The following is a 17465-nucleotide window of genomic DNA, read 5'->3' as shown; positions in this document are numbered from 1 at the left end:
GAGGTGATGCCGTGTTATCGTCTATCATCGGAAGCATTCAAAATGCGACCCAGTTTACTTATGTACCGGCTGAAATGCATATTCGGACTCATACTGCGGAGATGGAGGCGAACTGGACTCCCGTATGGGAAGAGCTCGGCTTGCCTCGACCGTTAACCGTTGCGCATGAGATCAAGCAACAAGCGCAATCTGAGATAATGAACGGCATCGCGCAAAAAGCTCGCGACGGTGATCGGATCGCGAATTTGAAGACGCGGGAAAAGAACGTGTTCGGAAATATGGCGATGGAAAGATATATTCAAAAAGGCCAGCGCGAAGTAACGCTAGTGGCCGCACCCGCTTTTGGCGTGAACATTGATGTAAAGATCATTCCTCCGGAAATACGGATCGAAACAAGAGGGGTTGAACGGAAGTAATGAAAAGTCAAGCAGAAGAAATCGTCATTCAAAGTTCGTTGTACGGTGAATTGCGCCCGCAAACGCATCAATTGTATACACTGGCCAAGGGTTTGCTCGGATTCCAAGAGCTACGGGACTTTGCGTTGCTTCCGCTGGATAACTCTCCGTTTTTTATCCTTCACGCTCTGGACGGGGATACCAGTTTCGTTCTCATACCTGCCAATGAGACGGTTGTAGACTTCGGCTTTACGATCGATCAGGAAACGATTGAATTGTTGCAAATCAGTAGGCCTGACGAAGTAGTCGCCATGTTCATTGTAAACGCCGAAGAGCGCCAACTCTATGCGAATATGAAAGCTCCTATTTTGTTTGCCCCGGAACAACGGATCGGCTGCCAATTCGTCATCATGGACCGCGATTATCCCTTGCGATATTTATTAAATCCGAAGGAGAACGGGCCATGTTAGTATTAAAGCGCAAAGTGGGCGAAACCGTCATGCTGGGCGATCATATCGAGGTGCAGGTGTTAGGTGTAGAGGGAGAAACGGTCAAACTCGGTCTTGTCGCTCCGAAAGAAGTGCAAATATTGCGTAAAGAACTTTACATAAGCATCGCCGAAGAAAATTTGAAAGCAGGACATAATGAATCGAACCAAGCGCAACTACTGGATTTGCTGAAAGGTTTTAAGCCAAATTCAGAATAGGCCAAGGAAGAGAAAATCGTTGAGGTGAGAAAGATGAACAGCATTCATCGAGTCGACTTGAACGGTATCGACACCAGACCTGCACGAACGACATTACCTATGAACGATGCCGTTGCATCCGTTATCGCTCCGCAAGAATTACAAAAAATTTTTGATTTTGAAAAAATGGACCAAGAGAAAAAAGAAAAGCTGGAACAGGAATTAAAAAAGATAAACCAAGCGATCGAGTCTTACGGGAAGGAAATTCACTTTGTTTATAACGAAGAAGCGCAACAATTGTATGTCGAAGTGGTCAACTCCGAAACGAAAGAAGTGATTACCAGCCTGCCCCCGGAATTTTTGATCGATCTATCACTCAAGATGAAGGAACTGGTTGGTCTGTTTATCGACAAAAAATTATAAATGTAACGAAGGAAGGTGCAAATATGTCATTTAGTATTGGCGGAATTGCTTCGGGGTTGAATACGAATTCGATCATAGAAAATTTGATGAAGATTGAAAGAATCCCATACACAAGGTTAGAAGCAAAGAAAACGAAATTGACGGAAATCCAGGCTTTTTATCGCGCGTTTAATACAAAGGTAAATACGCTGAAAGATGCGGCGGCAGATTTAACGCTGCGCAGCAATTTTGCACAATATACGGCCAACAGTTCCAATGAGTCCGCCATTCGTGTGTCATCGGGAAATGCCGCGTCAACCGGTACTTTCTTGGTGGAAGTCACTCAGCTTGCAACGCCGCATGTGCTGACTTGGGATGCGGCTAATCCGGACCAGAAACTTGCCGACGATCAGCAGAAAAAAACGCTGACATTTAGAACAGGCGACGGGGATAAAACGATAGATATAGAAGTCTCGGGGACAACCCTCGGAGAAATGATGGAAGATATTAAAAATAAAATTAACAACAATGGCGAGCTCAAAGGCATTTCCGCCAGCGTGATTAATACGTCAAGCGGTAAAAAGTTAATGTTTACGGCGAGCGAAACCGGGAAAGACGGCAAAATCGAGGGTGCAAAGTATGCGGGCGCTTTGAGTGAAATCAATTCAATTTTTGGCGCTGCCGCAAGCAAAGAACCCGACGATGCTATCTTTACAGTAAATGGCGTTGAAATTACAAAGAGCAGCAATGAAATTAAAGACGTCATTGATGGCGTAACGATAACCTTAGTGGGCAAGGGCTCTTCTACTCTTAATGTAAAGACGGATGCCGACAAAGTGGCCAGTGCAGTTGAAAAATTCGTAAAGGCTTATAACGACGTGGTGAGTACGATTCGGGAGTTTACAGGGAAAGAGAAAGCGTTGCAAGGAGATTCTACATTACTTTCCCTGGATTCGAATTTAAGCGCATGGATTTCGTCGGTGGTGGATTTAGGAGAGGACGGCAAGCATACGTTAGCCGAGTTCGGTCTAGAGGTCGACAAAGGGGTTACGTCGGCAGACTTAATGACGGGGAAAATTTCTTTTGATAAAGAAAAATTTAAGACAGAGTATTTGAAAGACCCGGATAAAATGCTGCAAATGTTTAACAAAACAGTTAAAGCAGACGGTGAAACGAAACCCCTTGGCATTGGCGCAATAATAAAGGACGGCCTTCACCAATGGACCAAGTCGGTCGACGGAATCATAACGACTCAAATCAAAGGATATGATTCCGAAGTTTCTTATGTATCGGACCAAATGGAACGAATGGAGCTTCAATTGCAGAAGAAGGAAGAACGAATGAAAAAACAATTTGTTGCGATGGAAGTAGCGCTTTCGAAATTGAAAAACGAACAAGATTGGATGTCCGGTCAATTAGGCATGCTTACGAAAAAGAGTTAGCTCAACGTAAGGAGATGAGATTGCATGTTGATGCCAAATCAAGCGGGTTATCAAAGCTACCAACGAAATAAATATGAAACTGCATCTCCGCATAAGCTGATTTTGATGCTCTACACGGGGGCGATCCAATTCGCTTCCAGGGCGCAAACCTCCATTATGGAGAGACAATATGTCGAGGCCAATAAACAGATCCTCAAGGTGCAAGATATTTTGTATGAGTTGATTTCTACGTTGAACGAACAAGAAGGCGGCGAAATAGCCAGCAATTTAAAAGCACTTTATTTGTACATGCTAGACAAACTCGTACAGGCGAATCTTAAAAAAGAGGCGGAGCCGTTAACCGAGGTGATCGATATACTTCGAAATGTGAAAGAGGCTTGGGAACAAATCGGAAAGGGTGTTACCCTTGGACAAGCTACAACATGAAGCAGGCAGCGGAAGATATGGAGCTTACCGCAGACTCTTGGACATTTCGGCCGAGAAGCTGGAGATTCTTCGACAAGGTGCGTTTATGGATCAACTGGAACGGTTTAACGATCTGGGAGATGAATGGGATTCGCTGCAAAAGGAGATCGAAGGCTTAGAAAAGATTTTGGAACCAACTTCTTTGGCGGCCGAGAACGAACGAATTCATGAGATCAGCCTGCAAATTGTACGCAACCAACAGCAAGCGGAACATCTATTGCAGCAAGAGATTGGTCAGTTATCAGGAGATCTGAAGTCGGTGCATGATTATAAAACGCTGATAAACGCTTACTACGGTATGAATCGCAAAGATCAGATCGCTTATTACTTTGATGAAAAAAAATGAGAATATTAGCAATAAAACTATAAAATAATGGTATTCATTTGCCGATATACTATTTAGAGCCGCAAGGACGCGGCTAATCAAATTAAATCATGGAGGATGATTTCAATGTCTATGTTTATCAACACTAACGTGTCCGCGATCAACGCGCACAGAAACCTCGGTTTCAACAATACGCAAATGGGTAAAACGATGGAGAAGCTTTCTTCCGGTTACCGCATCAACCGCGCCGCAGACGACGCTGCAGGTTTGGCGATCTCCGAAAAAATGCGTTTCCAAATTAACGGCTTGAACCAAGCTATGCGCAACGCGCAAGACGGTATCTCCTTGATCCAAACGGCTGAGGGTGCTTTGACTGAAGTACACTCCATGCTGCAACGTTTGAACACGCTCGCAAACCAATCCGCGAACGGAACGTATGACGGCACTGACCGTGGAAACTTGCAAAAAGAAGTTAGCCAATTGTTAACTGAAATTGGCAGTATTGCAACAAACACGAAGTTTAATGATATCAATTTGTTGAATACAACTGGGAAAGTTACTTTCCAAATTGGAGTTGACAAAGATGTCACATTGACTGCTTCTCTTGCTAATGTTGCGGTAAGCGCACTCGGAATTGCCGGTCTCAATATCTCCACCGCTACTGGCGCTTCATCTGCAATCGGTCTAATTAAATCAGCTATAAACATGGTTTCGACAACTCGTGCGAACTTCGGTGCGGTACAAAACCGTCTTGAGCACACGATCAATAACTTGGGTGTAACGGCTGAGAACTTGTCCGCGTCCGAATCCCGTATCCGTAACGCTGATATGGCGAAAGAAATGACTGATTTCACAAGAAATCAAATTTTGGTTCAAGCTGGTACTGCAATGTTGGCGCAAGCTAACTCTGCTCCACAAAGCGTATTGAAACTGTTAGGCTAATCAGTTTCCTTTCGAAATCCCTGTTCATCTCGTGAACGGGGATTTTTTCTATTTAATTTTTGTGGTATAAAAACCGATAATGTAAATATAACATGAAAAGGTGTGAGTCCAACGATGAATATCCGTCTTGATTCGGAACAAATTTCACAAACAGTAACATCATTAGAAGTTTTCCATTCGATATGGCAATCGATATTGCAGCAAATCGCCTCGATTAATAGATATATTCGTTGTGTACAAATTGATGGTGAAATATATTACGACGGATACGAACTGTACATTCAACATCACTTTTATGAAATTAAACATATTAACATTATTACAATTACTCCTCAAGACAGTCTTGATGAAACGATAACTGAAATTCAAAAATATAACGCCAAATTAATTTTAGCGGTTGAAGACATTGGAAAAGCATTCTACGGCGATCTAACTGAGGAGAACTGGAATCAATTTTCCAATCTATTTGAAGGCATTGGTTGGTTATATCAGTCTTTAGAATTTTGCTTAATATTAATCGAAAAGACGAAAATGAAACGAGAATTAACGGAGACATTAAGAACAGCAGCGGACAAGTTAAAGATTTCTCTTTCTGATATAGAACAAGCCTTAAATGAGCAAGAATATATTACGGTTGGCGATATCATTCAATACGAACTCGGAAATGTATTTGAACTGATTCATGAAAAAATACGTATAGGTGAAATCGATGAACGAAAAATATGATCATAATATTTATATTAAAAATAATGAATTTTTAAAGAAAAACTATAACAATATATACAAATACATTTCAAATATAAGTAGAAGCGATCAAGACATATCTGCTAGTTATTCAAAATCCGGATTGCCTAATTTATCAATATTATGGAAAGGTAAAATTACCCCTCTTCACAGCCGGTATAATCCAATGGAAGAAGCGGGTAGTTGGATCTCCTCGGTATCCGATAAGATCAGCGAAATAAAAAATATTTTATTGTTTGGCTTAGGTCTCGGCTATCATTTGGAACGATTAATTGAGCAGTATCCAGATAAAAAGTTTTATATTTATGAACCAAACCATGAAATTTTTTTGGCTATGTTGGAATTGCGCGATATTCGGAGACTATTAAACCATCCGAATATTGCTGTATTAGCGGTAGGTGATGAGAAAATAATACGAGATGCCTTTTTAGGACACATTATACAGCACATCACCGAATCCATTGAGATAATAACGACCCCAATTTATAAGAAATTGTATGGAGAGTTATTTATGCTTCTTCAAGAAGAAGCAACTAACTTAATTTTATCTTATCGAGGTTTCTTAGCGACAACATTATTTTTTCAAGAAGAATGGACAGAAAATATTGTTTTTAATTTAATTCATAATCTTAAGAACCCTCATATTTCCGGGTTGAAGGACGTCTGCAAGGATATTCCGGCGGTGATCGTTGGATCAGGCCCTTCACTGCAATACGACATAGAAAACATTCGAAAAATAAAAAAACATTGTATACTTATTTCTGCTGGTTCTAGTATTCAAGCATTACTGCATCATGGAATTGAACCTCATATCATTGTTACAATGGATGGCAGTGACTCTAACTATCGTGTCTTTGAGGATTTGCAAATTTCCCATATTCCAATGATATACGCCCCAACGGTTAAGTATAAAATATTAGATAATAAAACTGAAAACTTGATTCATGTATTTTTTTCATTTGATAAATTTTCAAAATATGTTATGTGTGCTGAAACACAAGAACCGCAATTTTTTTCTAATTCAACAGTAACAGGTACTGCCATTCAGGCAGCGGTATACATGGGATGCTCTCAAGTTATTTTAGCAGGACAAGATCTTTCCTATCCGAATGAACAATTTTATACGGAAGGGGTGGATCATATCAGCGAGATAAGAATAAAAACTGTTTTGACGAAAGCGGATCAATGGGTTAATAATGTAAATGGCGGGAAGAACAAGACGAATAAAAAGATGTTGAATACCTTAAGAGATGTTGAAGCACTATTGACTTTATTCCCTGGTGTTGAATTTATAAATACTTCAAAAAATGGTGCGAATATTAAAGGGGCATCTTGGTGTAATATGGAGAAACTGGTGGAAGAATTTAATAACATCACATTACAAGAAGATTGGTTTCGACAAATATATTGCAGTCTCAAGCGATATGACAAATCACGGATTCAACAAATAAGGAATAGGTTGGACGAAATAATTGATGAAATCTGTAAAAATGAGGAAGAATTAAATAAACTTGATGACGCATTAGTTGAATTAGAAAAGGGTGTAAATTCAAAATCTACAAAGATTATAAAGAGACTAGAAAAGGTTGATAAGTATTGGTCTAAGATTGTCAATAAACAATCATTTGAACACATTTATGGGGTGTGTTTGCAGGCTCATGTTACCGTATATGCGAGATTTGTACATGATATCGTCAGTGAAAAGGATCCCTATAAAAAAGGGACGTTAATTGTTAAACATTTGGGAACTCTAGTATCCCAAATCATTGTCTTCAATCCATTACTAAAAAATGTGTTGCAGCAAGGTAAAGCTCGAATAGATCAAAATATAACTATGGAGAGATGAAAGTGGGTAAAAATAATAAAGTTCTTGTAACAGGTGCTGATGGATTTATAGGATCCCATTTAACAGAATCATTGGTTCGGAAGGGGTATGACGTAAGGGCGTTTGTTTTCTATAACTCCTTCAATTCTTGGGGCTGGCTTGAAGATTTACCAAAAGATATTTTGGACCAAATCGAAGTATTCCCAGGAGATATCCGTGACCCTCATGGAGTTAAGGAAGCAATACGAGGTTGCGATACTGTTTATCATTTAGCTGCATTAATTGCAATCCCATTTTCCTATCATTCACCGGACACTTATATCGATACTAATATTAAAGGAACGCTGAATATTGTTCAGGCTGCAAGAGAATTAGAAATATCTAAAGTCGTACATACATCAACAAGTGAAGTATATGGAACTGCACGTTTTGTTCCCATTTCAGAAGAACATCCATTGCAAGGACAGTCTCCCTATTCCGCTTCAAAAATAGGAGCAGATCAAATTGCGATGTCTTTTTATAATTCATTCAATACACCGGTATCGATTATCCGACCTTTTAATACATATGGCCCGAGGCAATCTGCTCGTGCAATTATTCCTACCGTAATTACACAAATAGCAACGGGACAGAAGAAGATAAAATTAGGATCTATCCATCCAACACGAGACTTTAATTTTATTAACGATACAGTTAGGGGGTTTATTGCTTTAGGAGAATCAAGTAATGCCGTTGGAGAGGTAATAAATATAGGAAGCAATTTTGAAATATCTATAAGGGATACAGTACATCTCATTTCTGATATCATGCAGGAATCGATAGAAATTCAACATGAAGAGATAAGGCTTCGTCCGGAAAAAAGTGAAGTGGAAAGACTTTGGGCTGATAATACTAAGGCCCAAATGTTAATTGGATGGGAGCCTGAATATGCAGGGTATGATGGTTTAAGAAAAGGACTAACCGAGACGATTAATTGGTTTGTACAAAGTAATCGCCTACGCCATTATAAATCGGGGCTATATAACTTATGAGCAAGATGGTTATATTAGGTGAACAGATTATTAAGAGCTTCGAGAGGTTATTCCCTAATAGGGATGCAATTATTCCGTTACACGAACCCTCCTTTATTGGTGAAGAATGGGACTTGGTCAAAGATTGTTTAGATACGGGGTGGGTTTCTTCCGTAGGAAAATACGTAGAGGAATTCGAAGAGAGGATCGCTAATTTTGTCGGGGTAAAAAGAGCAGTTGCGGTAGTAAATGGCACAGCGGCTTTACATATTGCACTAAAAATCGTCGGTGTCCAGAATGGTGATGAAGTTTTAATTCCGACTTTAACATTTGTTGCTACAGCGAATGCTGTAGTATATAGCGGAGCCGTACCTCATTTTGTGGATAGTGATGAAAAGACTTTAGGAATTAATTGTATTAAATTGCTAGAATATTTAAAAGAAAATACATTTCTAAATAATGGATATTGTTATAATCGTAACACTGGTAGAAAAATAGCAGCTATAGTACCAATGCATACGTTTGGACAGCCGGTAGATATGGATCCATTATTAGAAATATGCAATTTATACAATATTAAATGTGTTGAAGACGCTGCTGAATCTTTAGGGTCGTATTACAAAGGGAAACATACCGGTTCCCTAGGCGAAGTCGGGGTTCTAAGCTTTAATGGGAATAAAATAATTACAACAGGTGGCGGAGGTGCAATTGTAACCAATAATAATCAGTTAGCAGATTATGCAAAACATTTAACAACAACTGCAAAGGTTCCTCATGCTTGGAGATTTACTCATGACGATATAGGATACAATTATCGGCTGCCCAATATAAATGCTGCTTTGGGTTGCGCTCAAATGGAACAATTACCGTTATTTATTCAAAATAAAAGATTGTTAGCTAAAAATTACAAGGAAGTCTTTCAAAACATAGAAGGTATTTCTTTTTATGAAGAAATGGAGTTTTCTAAAAGTAATTATTGGCTAAATATATTATATCTAGATGAAAATTATCGTGTAGAAAGAGATGCATTGCTAGATTACCTGAATCATCATGGATTCATGTGCCGTCCTGTTTGGGATCCATTACACAGTTTAGATATATTTAAGGGATATCCTAAAATGGATCTGTCTGTAGCGAATCAACTTTCATCCAGTATTATTAATATTCCTAGTAGTCCTAATTTAATAAAAAGAGGTGCATCTAATGTCTAATATTAATGTTGAAACATGGAACTCTGTATATTCTCAAGGAAGAAGCCTATTACAATATCCAGATGAGGTTATTGTATCGTATTTGGCAAAGAATAGAGGGGTATTTAAAAAAGGATTAGATATTGCATGTGGAGCAGGTAGGCATACATTTCTAATGAATGAGTTTCAGATTGAAGCATATGGGTTGGATAGTTCTGAATCATCAATTGCCTTCGCACAGGAAAAAGTTTTAAGAGAAGGAAAACAAGGTTGTTACTTCTATAATAAGAAAGTCCAGGAAATTGAATTCGATAATGAATCTTTTGATTTAATTATTATATGGGGTCTAATCCATTATCTGGATGATAGTGATCAACATAAATTACTAGCTAATGTTAAAAGAATATTAAAAACTGGGGGTACATTATTGTGTACCTTACGTTCGACACTCGATTCTAGATTGAACAATAGTAAAGAAATTGAACCTAATCGTTATCTAGTTAACTATTTTGACGATAATACCCAGTCTCCAAAACAAACACTTATGTATTTTTGGGATAAGCAAGGAGTTAGTAATTTTTTCTCTGAATTTCAGAATGTCACCATAGGCCATCGTATCATCGAGCCCCTAGGATTGTTGGGAAACAAAACTGGGCATTGGCTAATTTCAGCACAAAAATAAACTTTGCCTAATGAGACATATTATTTCTATTGGAGCTGGGAAGAATCAAATTCCTTTGATCAAAAAGTTATACAATAGCGGTTATAAAATAATTGGGTTTGACTTAAATGAAAAGGCCCCTGGAAGACAATATTGCGAATACTTTAAATCAATTAGTACTTGGTCTTTTACAGAGGCGATAGAATGGTTAGAACAATTAGAGTTAAATTATGAAGGTGTTGGGTGTTTTTCTTGTGGAAATGCTTTGATTACTCAACAGGTGATATGTAATTACTTTGAACTACCTGGGAAGATAAATGAGCGAAGTTATACATCAACGCATAATAAAAAATTGTTGCGTAAAGTGTTGGAGCAAAATGGCCTAAGTACAATCAATGAATGGAATTTAAAAGACATTAACGAATCACAAATTCATGATGATGTTGTATATATTTTAAAGCCCTCGTCTGAAACCAATTCCAGTGAAGGTGTAATTAAGGTTATTGGGTCTGAACTTAAGAGGAATTTTAAGATTAATACTCATCAAGATATGATCATTCAAGAGTATTTATGGGGAGTAGAGTTTCGAGTTTCTGTTTTAGTCAGTGAATCTCAAGCTGTATTCCTCGGATGTTTATCAAGGGAGTGTTATGGGGAAACACTCTATACAGCAAGATTTCGACCGATTTTTACAGAATTAGATTGGTGCAATACAATAGTGAATCGTCTAATTAATATTTTTAGAATTATTAATGGAGTATTAAAACTTGATATTATTAAAAATCATGACAGGGTTGAAATTATTGAATTGGATTTTGGCATTTCCGGTGATTACTTTGAAACTCATATATCCCCCTTTTGTTTGGATTACAATTTCATTAGCAACTATATTAAAGTGATTACTAATGATCCTATAAGGGAAATATGTATTGGGGGAAAACAAGGGAAATACTCCTGTTTTGATTATATTTACTTCGCTAAATGTAACAATTATAAAATTGATTATAGGATACTTAAAAAGATCATCTCTCACTATATTGACGACTTTATGTTAATAGAAACAAAGGAAGATCAATCAATACTAACTAAACCAAAAAGTAATCAAGATAATATAGCGGCCATATTACATAATCGTCCTGATATAACAAACGCTGAACTTAATCAGTTAATTAATCAGCATTTAGTATAAAGATGGATTGGAGCTTATTAATATGTTTAAAGTCTTAACCGAAGCTTCAGGTAGTCTTGTTTCAACATATTTGTTACGGGCCATTCAACAGGCGGGGTTTATTGCAGTCGGTTCAGATATTACTGATCAATGTGCGGCTAAATATATTGCAGATGATTTCATGATTATGCCTTCAAAAAACGATCCGAATCTATGGGCCGACATATTAAATAATTGCTTGGAACACCAAATTGATATGGTAATTCCTTCATTTGATGAAACACTATTGGGCTGGAGTCAAAGAAAAGTTGAATTTTCTGGAAATGGAATACATGTGTTAATTTCTGACGCTGCGACATTAGAAATTTGTCAGGATAAATGGAAAACATATTTATTTTTTGAACGTAATGGAATACCGACGCCAAAAACCAGTCTTAGTCAAATTTATCCATTGGTGAAGCCTCGCGAAGGAAGAGGAGGTCAAGGCATTCGGGTTGAAGAGCAGGAAATTGATATGAATGGAATGATTTCACAAGAATTAGTGTCTGGAGAAGAAGTTACAATAGATATTTTTTGTGACAAAGATTCTACTCCAGTATATATTGTGCCCCGAAAACGCATGCTTGTGAAAAACGGAAAATCAACAGCAGGTATAGTTATACAAAATAAAAAAATTGAAGAAGAAGTACGGAAAATTTGCGGGATATTGCCGTTCTATGGACCAATCAATATTCAATGTTTTTTGTGTGACGATGGTTCTATTAAATTTATTGAAATAAATCCACGAATTGCAGGAGGAATGGCTCTAGGGTTTGCAGCTACGGAAAATTGGGTTAGTCTGGCGGTTGAACATTTTATCAGGGGAGGGGCGATTTCTCCCAAAAAAGTTCAATATGGAATGAAAATGATGAGGTACTACCATGAACTCTTTATTGCCGAAGGAAAATCTTGAAAAAATAAAATATGTGGGATTTGATATGGACGGAACATTATATGATGAATTTCAGTTCATATCTCAGGTTTATAAACCAATTTCTGATTATTTATCTTATTGCATATCAAAGTCGGCTGATGAAATATATTCAGTGTTATTAAAACGTTGGAAGGAAAAAGGCAGCTCTTATCCCTTTATATTTGATGAAGTACTACGGTCTGCTGTTGATAATGAGGGAAAGCGTAGGGATGTAGTATCGAATTGTCTAAATATCTACCGAACATATCAACCTAAACTGAAGTTAGCTGCATACGTAAAAGAAACACTAGATGAATTATCATCTAAGTACTCTTTATTCCTAATAACAGACGGTAATTATGAACTTCAAAGATCAAAATTTGCCGCTTTATCTTTGAATATTTGGTTTGATGAAGAAAATTGTTTTTTTACAGGACTTTATGGGAAGGAATTTTATAAACCTTCAAATAATATTCTTGAAAAAATACCCATTTTCCAAAATACAAAAAATCCTTATGAAGAGGTTCTTTTCTTTGGTGATCGGGATGTGGATTGCGAGTTTGCGAAAAATGCAAACATTCAGTTTGTCAAAGTCTATGAAATGAGAAGGTGTTAACGGTGTCTCTTAGAAAAATATTGGGCGTTACTGGGATACGGTCAGAATATGATATTATGTCATCGGTTTTTCAAGCAATTCAGCAGCACCCAATGCTCCAGTTAGAGCTGATAGTTACAGGAGCACATTTATCAAAGGGATATGGAAATACAATCGATGAAATAAAAAAGGATGGTTTCGTAATTGCCGATCAAATAGAAAGTCTAATCAATGGCGATAATAGTTCATCCCGGGTTAAAGGCTTGGCTATACAATTACAAGGGATGATTCAGACGGTAGCAAGAACGAAACCGGACATTTTATTGGTTCTTGGAGATCGTGAAGAAGCTATGTCAACTGCGTTGGTAGGTGCCTACATGAATATACCTGTAGCACATATTTGTGGGGGGGATCGTGTAGTTGGGAATGTCGATGATCAAGTTAGACATGCTGTAACGAAGTTATCTCATTTACATTTTGCTAGTAACGAAGAAAGCTATAATCGTATTATAAGAATGGGTGAGCAACCATTTAGAGTTTTTAACACCGGAAACCCTGGGTTGGATCGTCTCCTCCATGTAGAACAACTGTCTTCAAACGAACTCTCAAATCGTCTCGGATTTCATTTTTCTGAAGAAGAACCAATATTATTGCTAATACAGCATGTTATTTCCACAGAGATTGAAGAATCATACTTCCAGATGAAACAAACCTTAAAAGCTATCGAACGTCTGGGTATTAAAACTATACTTAGTTATCCAAACTCCGATGCAGGAACTCATGGTTTAATTGAAGCGATAGAAGAATATGAGAAGCTTCCTAATTTATATACTGCTAAAAATATACCTCGAGTAGAATTTGTTAATATTATGAGAAGGGCTTCGTGTTTGGTAGGAAATTCAAGTGCGGGAATATTAGAAGCCCCGTTGTTGAAATTGCCAGTTGTAAATGTGGGCAACCGTCAGAAAGGCAGACTTCATGCAGAAAACGTTCAGTTTGTAAATCATGATGAAGAGGAGATATATCAAGCAATATACAAAGCGGTATATGATTCAGCGTATCGGGAAATGGTTCAACATTGTAAAAATCCATATGGCGATGGAAAAGCATCGTTAAGAATTGCACAAATATTAGCTTCAGAACCTCTAGATGATAGATTATTAATAAAGGATTTGACTTATTGATGAAAAGTAACAAAGTTTTAGTCGTTGCTCCTCATCCCGACGATGAGACTCTAGGATGCGGGGGCACTTTATTGAAACATAGACAACAAGGAGATCAGATTCATTGGCTGATCTTCACGCAAATGATTGGTCTTTCAGGCGTAACAGAAGAGCGCATACAAACTAGGGAGAGAGAAATAGAACAAGTGGTAGAGGCGTACGGGTTTCAATCTGTTGAACGTTTTGACTATCCTACTACCAAATTAGATACATTCCCCTTGGATATTATAATTCGAGATATAAGTGAAGTATTAAACCGTATTCAACCAGAGATTATTTATTTACCATACCGAGGAGATATTCATTCGGATCATCGCGTAGTTTTCGATTCAGTTGTCGCATGCGGTAAATGGTTTCGGTATCCGTTTATTCATAAAATATTAGTTTATGAAACTTTATCCGAGACCGATTTTGCTTTGAATCCTGATTTAATTGGCTTTAGGCCAAACGTATTTGTGAACATCGAAAATTTCCTCCAAAACAAAATTGAAATTATGAATATTTTTAAATCGGAAATAAGCGACTTTCCTTTTCCTCGTAGTAATGAGGCAATAAGAGCATTGGCACAATATCGAGGACAAATGTCAGGATTTAAAGCAGCTGAAGCTTTTATGTTGTTAAAGGAGACTATTATATGAACCGAACATTTATCATCGCCGAAGCAGGAGTTAATCATAATGGTTCAATAGACTTAGCTAAAAAACTAATAGAAGCAGCGGCAGATGCCGGGGCAGACGCGGTTAAATTCCAAACATTTAAAACTGAAAAATTGGCCACTCCACACGCCCCGAAAGCTCAATATCAAAGGAAAGAAACTGCATCTGAGGAATCACAATTTGAAATGTTAAAAAAACTTGAGTTAGACATTGATACTCATTATAAGTTAAAAGAATACGCTAGACAAAAAGGTATTATGTTTCTTTCCACACCTTTCGATGAAGAGAGCGCTTTAATGTTAATCAATGAGTTGAAACTGCCTATGATTAAGATTTCCTCTGGAGATTTAACAAATGCACCTTTATTGCTTAAAATTGCTAAGACAGATATTCCTATAATATTATCAACAGGAATGGCGGATCTGGAAGAAATCGAGTTTGCGCTGAAGGTTGTGGCTTTTGGCTATATAAATAAGAGAACTCCACTTTCATCATACGAAATTAATCAATCTTTCGATTATCATATTGCAAAGCCCATTTTACGGGAAAAAGTAACTCTATTACATTGCACTACAGAATATCCTGCGTCCATATCCGACATAAATTTAAAAAGCATTCAAAGTATGTATTCCAAATTTGATATTAAGACCGGATATTCTGATCATACTATCGGGATTCATATTCCTGTTGCAGCAGTCGCTATGGGTGCCACTGTAATCGAGAAGCATTTTACTTTGGATCGCGAAATGCCTGGTCCTGATCATAAATCTTCTTTAGAGCCTGATCAATTAAAGGAAATGGTACTGGCTATTCGGGATATAGAAAAGGCGCTCGGAACAGGCGTGAAGAAACCAGTTCCGTCGGAATTAAAGAATAGGTTGGTTGCTCGAAAAAGTATTGTGGCTGTTGATCACATTTCAAAGGGAGAGATATTTACGTCGCGGAACATTGGGGTGAAACGGCCAGGCAATGGATTACCGCCTTCATTTTATTGGGACTTAATTGGTAAGGTTTCGGACTCGAATTATGAAATAAATCAACCTATTAAACAAATAGAATAGGTAAGGTGGTATGTTTGGAAAAACCAGTTATTATTATCGGTGGCGGAGGGCATGCCAAAGTTGTATTTCAAACTTTAAACTTGTTGGGAAGAAAAGTATTAGGTTATACGGATCCAAATTCGCCAAGTAATTATCTGAAAGAGTTCGAACATATGGGGGACGATTCAGAAATCGATCGATTTCATCCTCATGACATTTGCCTTGTTAATGGAATTGGCTTCAGCTCAAACATGAATCGACGCAAAAAAATTTATAAATATTTTAAGCAAAAAGGTTACTATTTTCCTCCGGTTATTCACCCCCATGCTATCGTTGCAACGGATGTAAAAATAGAAGAGGGGGCACAAGTTATGGCAGGAGCCATCATTCAACCGAATGTTACATTAGAATGTAATACGATTGTAAATACTAAGGCTTCAATTGATCACGATACTTTTATAGGTCCCCATTCCTTTATAGCTCCCGGTGTAACAATTTGCGGGAATGTATATATTGGTAGTGAATCTCTAATAGGGGCGGGCTCAACCATTATTCAAGGAGTAAAAATAAATAATAACTGCATGGTGGGGGCCGGTTCGGTTGTTGTTCGTGATGTCGTGTCCAATGAAATAGTCCTTGGAGTGCCTGCAAAGACAAAAAATTCAATCAGGGGGGATTAAAATGGATTGGAGAAGTATAGCAGTACTCCCCGACCATACAATATTACATACGATGGAAGCAATTGATCGAGGCACAATGCAAATTGCATTGGTTACCGATTCCGATAAACGTCTACTAGGAACGGTAACAGACGGAGACATTCGAAGAGGCATCTTAAAAGGAAAATCGCTTGATGCTCCAGTAACAGAGATTATGAATAATAAACCAATTATAGGATTTGTTGGTGAAGACCAAGATAAACTAATGCAGAAAATGAGATTTGCGGGAATAAGGCAAATTCCTGTTGTCGATCAAGAGGGACGGGTTATTTACCTGGAAACGTTAAAAGAAATTTCAAAAGTGAAAAGACGGGATAATTGGGTTGTATTAATGGCAGGAGGGCTTGGTAGTAGATTACGGCCTTTAACGGAAAAGTGCCCTAAACCATTGCTTGAAGTCGGAGGTAAGCCGTTACTGGAAACAATAATTGAAAATTTCAAAATATATGGATTTTATAAATTTTTCATATCTGTTAACTATAAAGCAGAAATGATAGAAAAGTATTTTGGCAGTGGAATTAAACATGGCGTTGAGATTAAATATATTCGTGAAAATAAGAGACTTGGGACAGCAGGAGCGTTAAGCTTATTGCCCCAAAATCCGAGTGATCCCCTTATTGTAATGAACGGTGATTTATTAACAAAAGTGAACTTTACACATATGCTTGATTTCCATCATCAGCAACGTGGGGTAGCTACGATGTGTTTAAGAGATTACGAGTTTCAAGTTCCATATGGGGTTATTGACGTGGATCGTAGTAGGTTGATCGGTATTAGTGAAAAACCTGTATTCAGACATTTTGTAAATGCAGGGATATATGTATTAAATCCAGAGGTTCTTACCTTTATACCTAAAAATTCTTATTATGATATGACAACCCTGTTTGAGACTTTAATAAATAATCATTTTGTCACTTCGGCTTTTCCAATTAGAGAATATTGGATGGACATTGGTAGAATAGATGATTTTGAACAAGCTAACAATGAGTTTTATGAGGTATTTGGTTAATTAGCGAGATCTAAAAA

At 37.6% G+C, this 17465-nt stretch carries 21 protein-coding genes; all 21 read left to right on the top strand.

Features of this window, described 5'->3' with window-relative positions; translation table 11 throughout:
- Window positions 1-11 precede the first annotated feature (11 nt).
- The 21 genes from LQ229_RS02370 (at window position 12) to LQ229_RS02270 (ending at window position 17448) form a co-directional block, all read left to right on the top strand.
- Window positions 12-416, top strand: a complete 405-nt coding sequence (locus tag LQ229_RS02370) for a DUF6470 family protein (protein WP_290370005.1) — start codon at window positions 12-14, stop codon at window positions 414-416.
- Window positions 416-865 (top strand): flagellar assembly protein FliW, encoded by a 450-nt coding sequence (fliW, locus tag LQ229_RS02365; protein ID WP_230190861.1) that lies wholly within the window; start codon window positions 416-418, stop codon window positions 863-865. Before LQ229_RS02370 ends, fliW begins: the two co-directional genes overlap by 1 nt.
- On the top strand, window positions 859-1101 hold the full coding sequence (csrA, locus tag LQ229_RS02360) for a carbon storage regulator CsrA (RefSeq protein ID WP_230190860.1): 243 nt from the start codon (window positions 859-861) through the stop codon (window positions 1099-1101). Before fliW ends, csrA begins: the two co-directional genes overlap by 7 nt.
- A gap of 33 nt (window positions 1102-1134) precedes the next feature.
- Entirely contained in the window at window positions 1135-1503 is a 369-nt protein-coding gene (locus LQ229_RS02355; RefSeq protein ID WP_230190859.1) for a flagellar protein FlaG, read from the top strand.
- Between the two features lie 23 nt (window positions 1504-1526).
- Window positions 1527-2924 (top strand): flagellar filament capping protein FliD, encoded by a 1398-nt coding sequence (gene fliD, locus LQ229_RS02350; protein WP_230190858.1) that lies wholly within the window; start codon window positions 1527-1529, stop codon window positions 2922-2924.
- A gap of 24 nt (window positions 2925-2948) precedes the next feature.
- On the top strand, window positions 2949-3350 hold the full coding sequence (fliS, locus tag LQ229_RS02345; protein ID WP_230190857.1) for a flagellar export chaperone FliS: 402 nt from the start codon (window positions 2949-2951) through the stop codon (window positions 3348-3350).
- Window positions 3331-3735, top strand: a complete 405-nt coding sequence (locus LQ229_RS02340) for a hypothetical protein (protein WP_230190856.1) — start codon at window positions 3331-3333, stop codon at window positions 3733-3735. The genes fliS and LQ229_RS02340 overlap by 20 nt, the downstream gene beginning before the upstream one ends.
- 105 nt (window positions 3736-3840) lie before the next feature.
- Window positions 3841-4656 carry a flagellin gene (locus tag LQ229_RS02335; RefSeq protein ID WP_230190855.1) on the top strand — a complete coding sequence of 272 codons (816 nt, stop codon included), beginning with the start codon at window positions 3841-3843 and terminating at the stop codon, window positions 4654-4656.
- 102 nt (window positions 4657-4758) lie between these two features.
- Complete coding sequence (locus LQ229_RS02330; RefSeq protein WP_230190854.1) at window positions 4759-5382, top strand: hypothetical protein; 624 nt, start codon at window positions 4759-4761, stop codon at window positions 5380-5382.
- Window positions 5366-7246 carry a 6-hydroxymethylpterin diphosphokinase MptE-like protein gene (locus tag LQ229_RS02325; RefSeq protein ID WP_230190853.1) on the top strand — a complete coding sequence of 627 codons (1881 nt, stop codon included), beginning with the start codon at window positions 5366-5368 and terminating at the stop codon, window positions 7244-7246. Before LQ229_RS02330 ends, LQ229_RS02325 begins: the two co-directional genes overlap by 17 nt.
- Window positions 7243-8256, top strand: a complete 1014-nt coding sequence (locus LQ229_RS02320; RefSeq protein WP_230190852.1) for an NAD-dependent 4,6-dehydratase LegB — start codon at window positions 7243-7245, stop codon at window positions 8254-8256. Before LQ229_RS02325 ends, LQ229_RS02320 begins: the two co-directional genes overlap by 4 nt.
- Window positions 8253-9446: a LegC family aminotransferase gene (locus LQ229_RS02315; RefSeq protein ID WP_230190851.1), complete on the top strand. Its 1194-nt coding sequence runs from the start codon at window positions 8253-8255 to the stop codon at window positions 9444-9446. The genes LQ229_RS02320 and LQ229_RS02315 overlap by 4 nt, the downstream gene beginning before the upstream one ends.
- The gene (locus LQ229_RS02310; protein ID WP_230190850.1) at window positions 9439-10107 is read left to right on the top strand and encodes a class I SAM-dependent methyltransferase; all 669 of its coding nucleotides are present in this window, start codon (window positions 9439-9441) and stop codon (window positions 10105-10107) included. Before LQ229_RS02315 ends, LQ229_RS02310 begins: the two co-directional genes overlap by 8 nt.
- 10 nt (window positions 10108-10117) lie before the next feature.
- The gene (locus tag LQ229_RS02305; RefSeq protein ID WP_230190849.1) at window positions 10118-11275 is read left to right on the top strand and encodes an ATP-grasp domain-containing protein; all 1158 of its coding nucleotides are present in this window, start codon (window positions 10118-10120) and stop codon (window positions 11273-11275) included.
- Between the two features lie 22 nt (window positions 11276-11297).
- A complete protein-coding gene (locus LQ229_RS02300; protein ID WP_230190848.1) occupies window positions 11298-12206 on the top strand; it encodes an ATP-grasp domain-containing protein in 909 nt (302 codons plus the stop codon).
- Window positions 12175-12822 (top strand): HAD family hydrolase, encoded by a 648-nt coding sequence (locus LQ229_RS02295; protein ID WP_230190847.1) that lies wholly within the window; start codon window positions 12175-12177, stop codon window positions 12820-12822. Before LQ229_RS02300 ends, LQ229_RS02295 begins: the two co-directional genes overlap by 32 nt.
- 2 nt (window positions 12823-12824) lie before the next feature.
- Window positions 12825-13985 carry a UDP-N-acetylglucosamine 2-epimerase gene (neuC, locus tag LQ229_RS02290; RefSeq protein ID WP_230190846.1) on the top strand — a complete coding sequence of 387 codons (1161 nt, stop codon included), beginning with the start codon at window positions 12825-12827 and terminating at the stop codon, window positions 13983-13985.
- Window positions 13985-14662, top strand: coding sequence for a PIG-L family deacetylase (locus LQ229_RS02285; protein ID WP_230190845.1), 678 nt, complete (start codon window positions 13985-13987; stop codon window positions 14660-14662). Before neuC ends, LQ229_RS02285 begins: the two co-directional genes overlap by 1 nt.
- Window positions 14659-15741, top strand: a complete 1083-nt coding sequence (gene neuB, locus LQ229_RS02280; protein ID WP_230190844.1) for an N-acetylneuraminate synthase — start codon at window positions 14659-14661, stop codon at window positions 15739-15741. The genes LQ229_RS02285 and neuB overlap by 4 nt, the downstream gene beginning before the upstream one ends.
- Before the next feature lie 14 nt (window positions 15742-15755).
- The gene (locus LQ229_RS02275) at window positions 15756-16400 is read left to right on the top strand and encodes an acetyltransferase (RefSeq protein ID WP_230190843.1); all 645 of its coding nucleotides are present in this window, start codon (window positions 15756-15758) and stop codon (window positions 16398-16400) included.
- Window position 16401: 1 nt separating this feature from the next.
- Window positions 16402-17448, top strand: a complete 1047-nt coding sequence (locus tag LQ229_RS02270; RefSeq protein ID WP_230190842.1) for a nucleotidyltransferase family protein — start codon at window positions 16402-16404, stop codon at window positions 17446-17448.
- The last annotated feature ends 17 nt before the right edge of the window (window positions 17449-17465 follow it).

It is taken from the genome of Paenibacillus sp. CECT 9249, from assembly GCF_918697855.1.
Taxonomy (GTDB): domain Bacteria; phylum Bacillota; class Bacilli; order Paenibacillales; family Paenibacillaceae; genus MSJ-34.
Note: the sequence above shows the minus strand (reverse complement) of the source record. Positions and strands in the feature narration are given on the sequence as shown.

Coding starts and splice junctions, on each gene's coding strand:
- fliW (WP_230190861.1), top strand. CDS start 416: ATGAAAAGTCAAGCAGAAGAAATCGTCATTCAAAGTTCGTTGTACGGT.
- csrA (WP_230190860.1), top strand. CDS start 859: ATGTTAGTATTAAAGCGCAAAGTGGGCGAAACCGTCATGCTGGGCGAT.
- LQ229_RS02355 (WP_230190859.1), top strand. CDS start 1,135: ATGAACAGCATTCATCGAGTCGACTTGAACGGTATCGACACCAGACCT.
- fliD (WP_230190858.1), top strand. CDS start 1,527: ATGTCATTTAGTATTGGCGGAATTGCTTCGGGGTTGAATACGAATTCG.
- fliS (WP_230190857.1), top strand. CDS start 2,949: ATGTTGATGCCAAATCAAGCGGGTTATCAAAGCTACCAACGAAATAAA.
- LQ229_RS02335 (WP_230190855.1), top strand. CDS start 3,841: ATGTCTATGTTTATCAACACTAACGTGTCCGCGATCAACGCGCACAGA.
- LQ229_RS02325 (WP_230190853.1), top strand. CDS start 5,366: ATGAACGAAAAATATGATCATAATATTTATATTAAAAATAATGAATTT.
- LQ229_RS02320 (WP_230190852.1), top strand. CDS start 7,243: ATGAAAGTGGGTAAAAATAATAAAGTTCTTGTAACAGGTGCTGATGGA.
- LQ229_RS02315 (WP_230190851.1), top strand. CDS start 8,253: ATGAGCAAGATGGTTATATTAGGTGAACAGATTATTAAGAGCTTCGAG.
- LQ229_RS02310 (WP_230190850.1), top strand. CDS start 9,439: ATGTCTAATATTAATGTTGAAACATGGAACTCTGTATATTCTCAAGGA.
- LQ229_RS02305 (WP_230190849.1), top strand. CDS start 10,118: ATGAGACATATTATTTCTATTGGAGCTGGGAAGAATCAAATTCCTTTG.
- LQ229_RS02300 (WP_230190848.1), top strand. CDS start 11,298: ATGTTTAAAGTCTTAACCGAAGCTTCAGGTAGTCTTGTTTCAACATAT.
- LQ229_RS02295 (WP_230190847.1), top strand. CDS start 12,175: ATGAACTCTTTATTGCCGAAGGAAAATCTTGAAAAAATAAAATATGTG.
- LQ229_RS02285 (WP_230190845.1), top strand. CDS start 13,985: ATGAAAAGTAACAAAGTTTTAGTCGTTGCTCCTCATCCCGACGATGAG.
- neuB (WP_230190844.1), top strand. CDS start 14,659: ATGAACCGAACATTTATCATCGCCGAAGCAGGAGTTAATCATAATGGT.
- LQ229_RS02270 (WP_230190842.1), top strand. CDS start 16,402: ATGGATTGGAGAAGTATAGCAGTACTCCCCGACCATACAATATTACAT.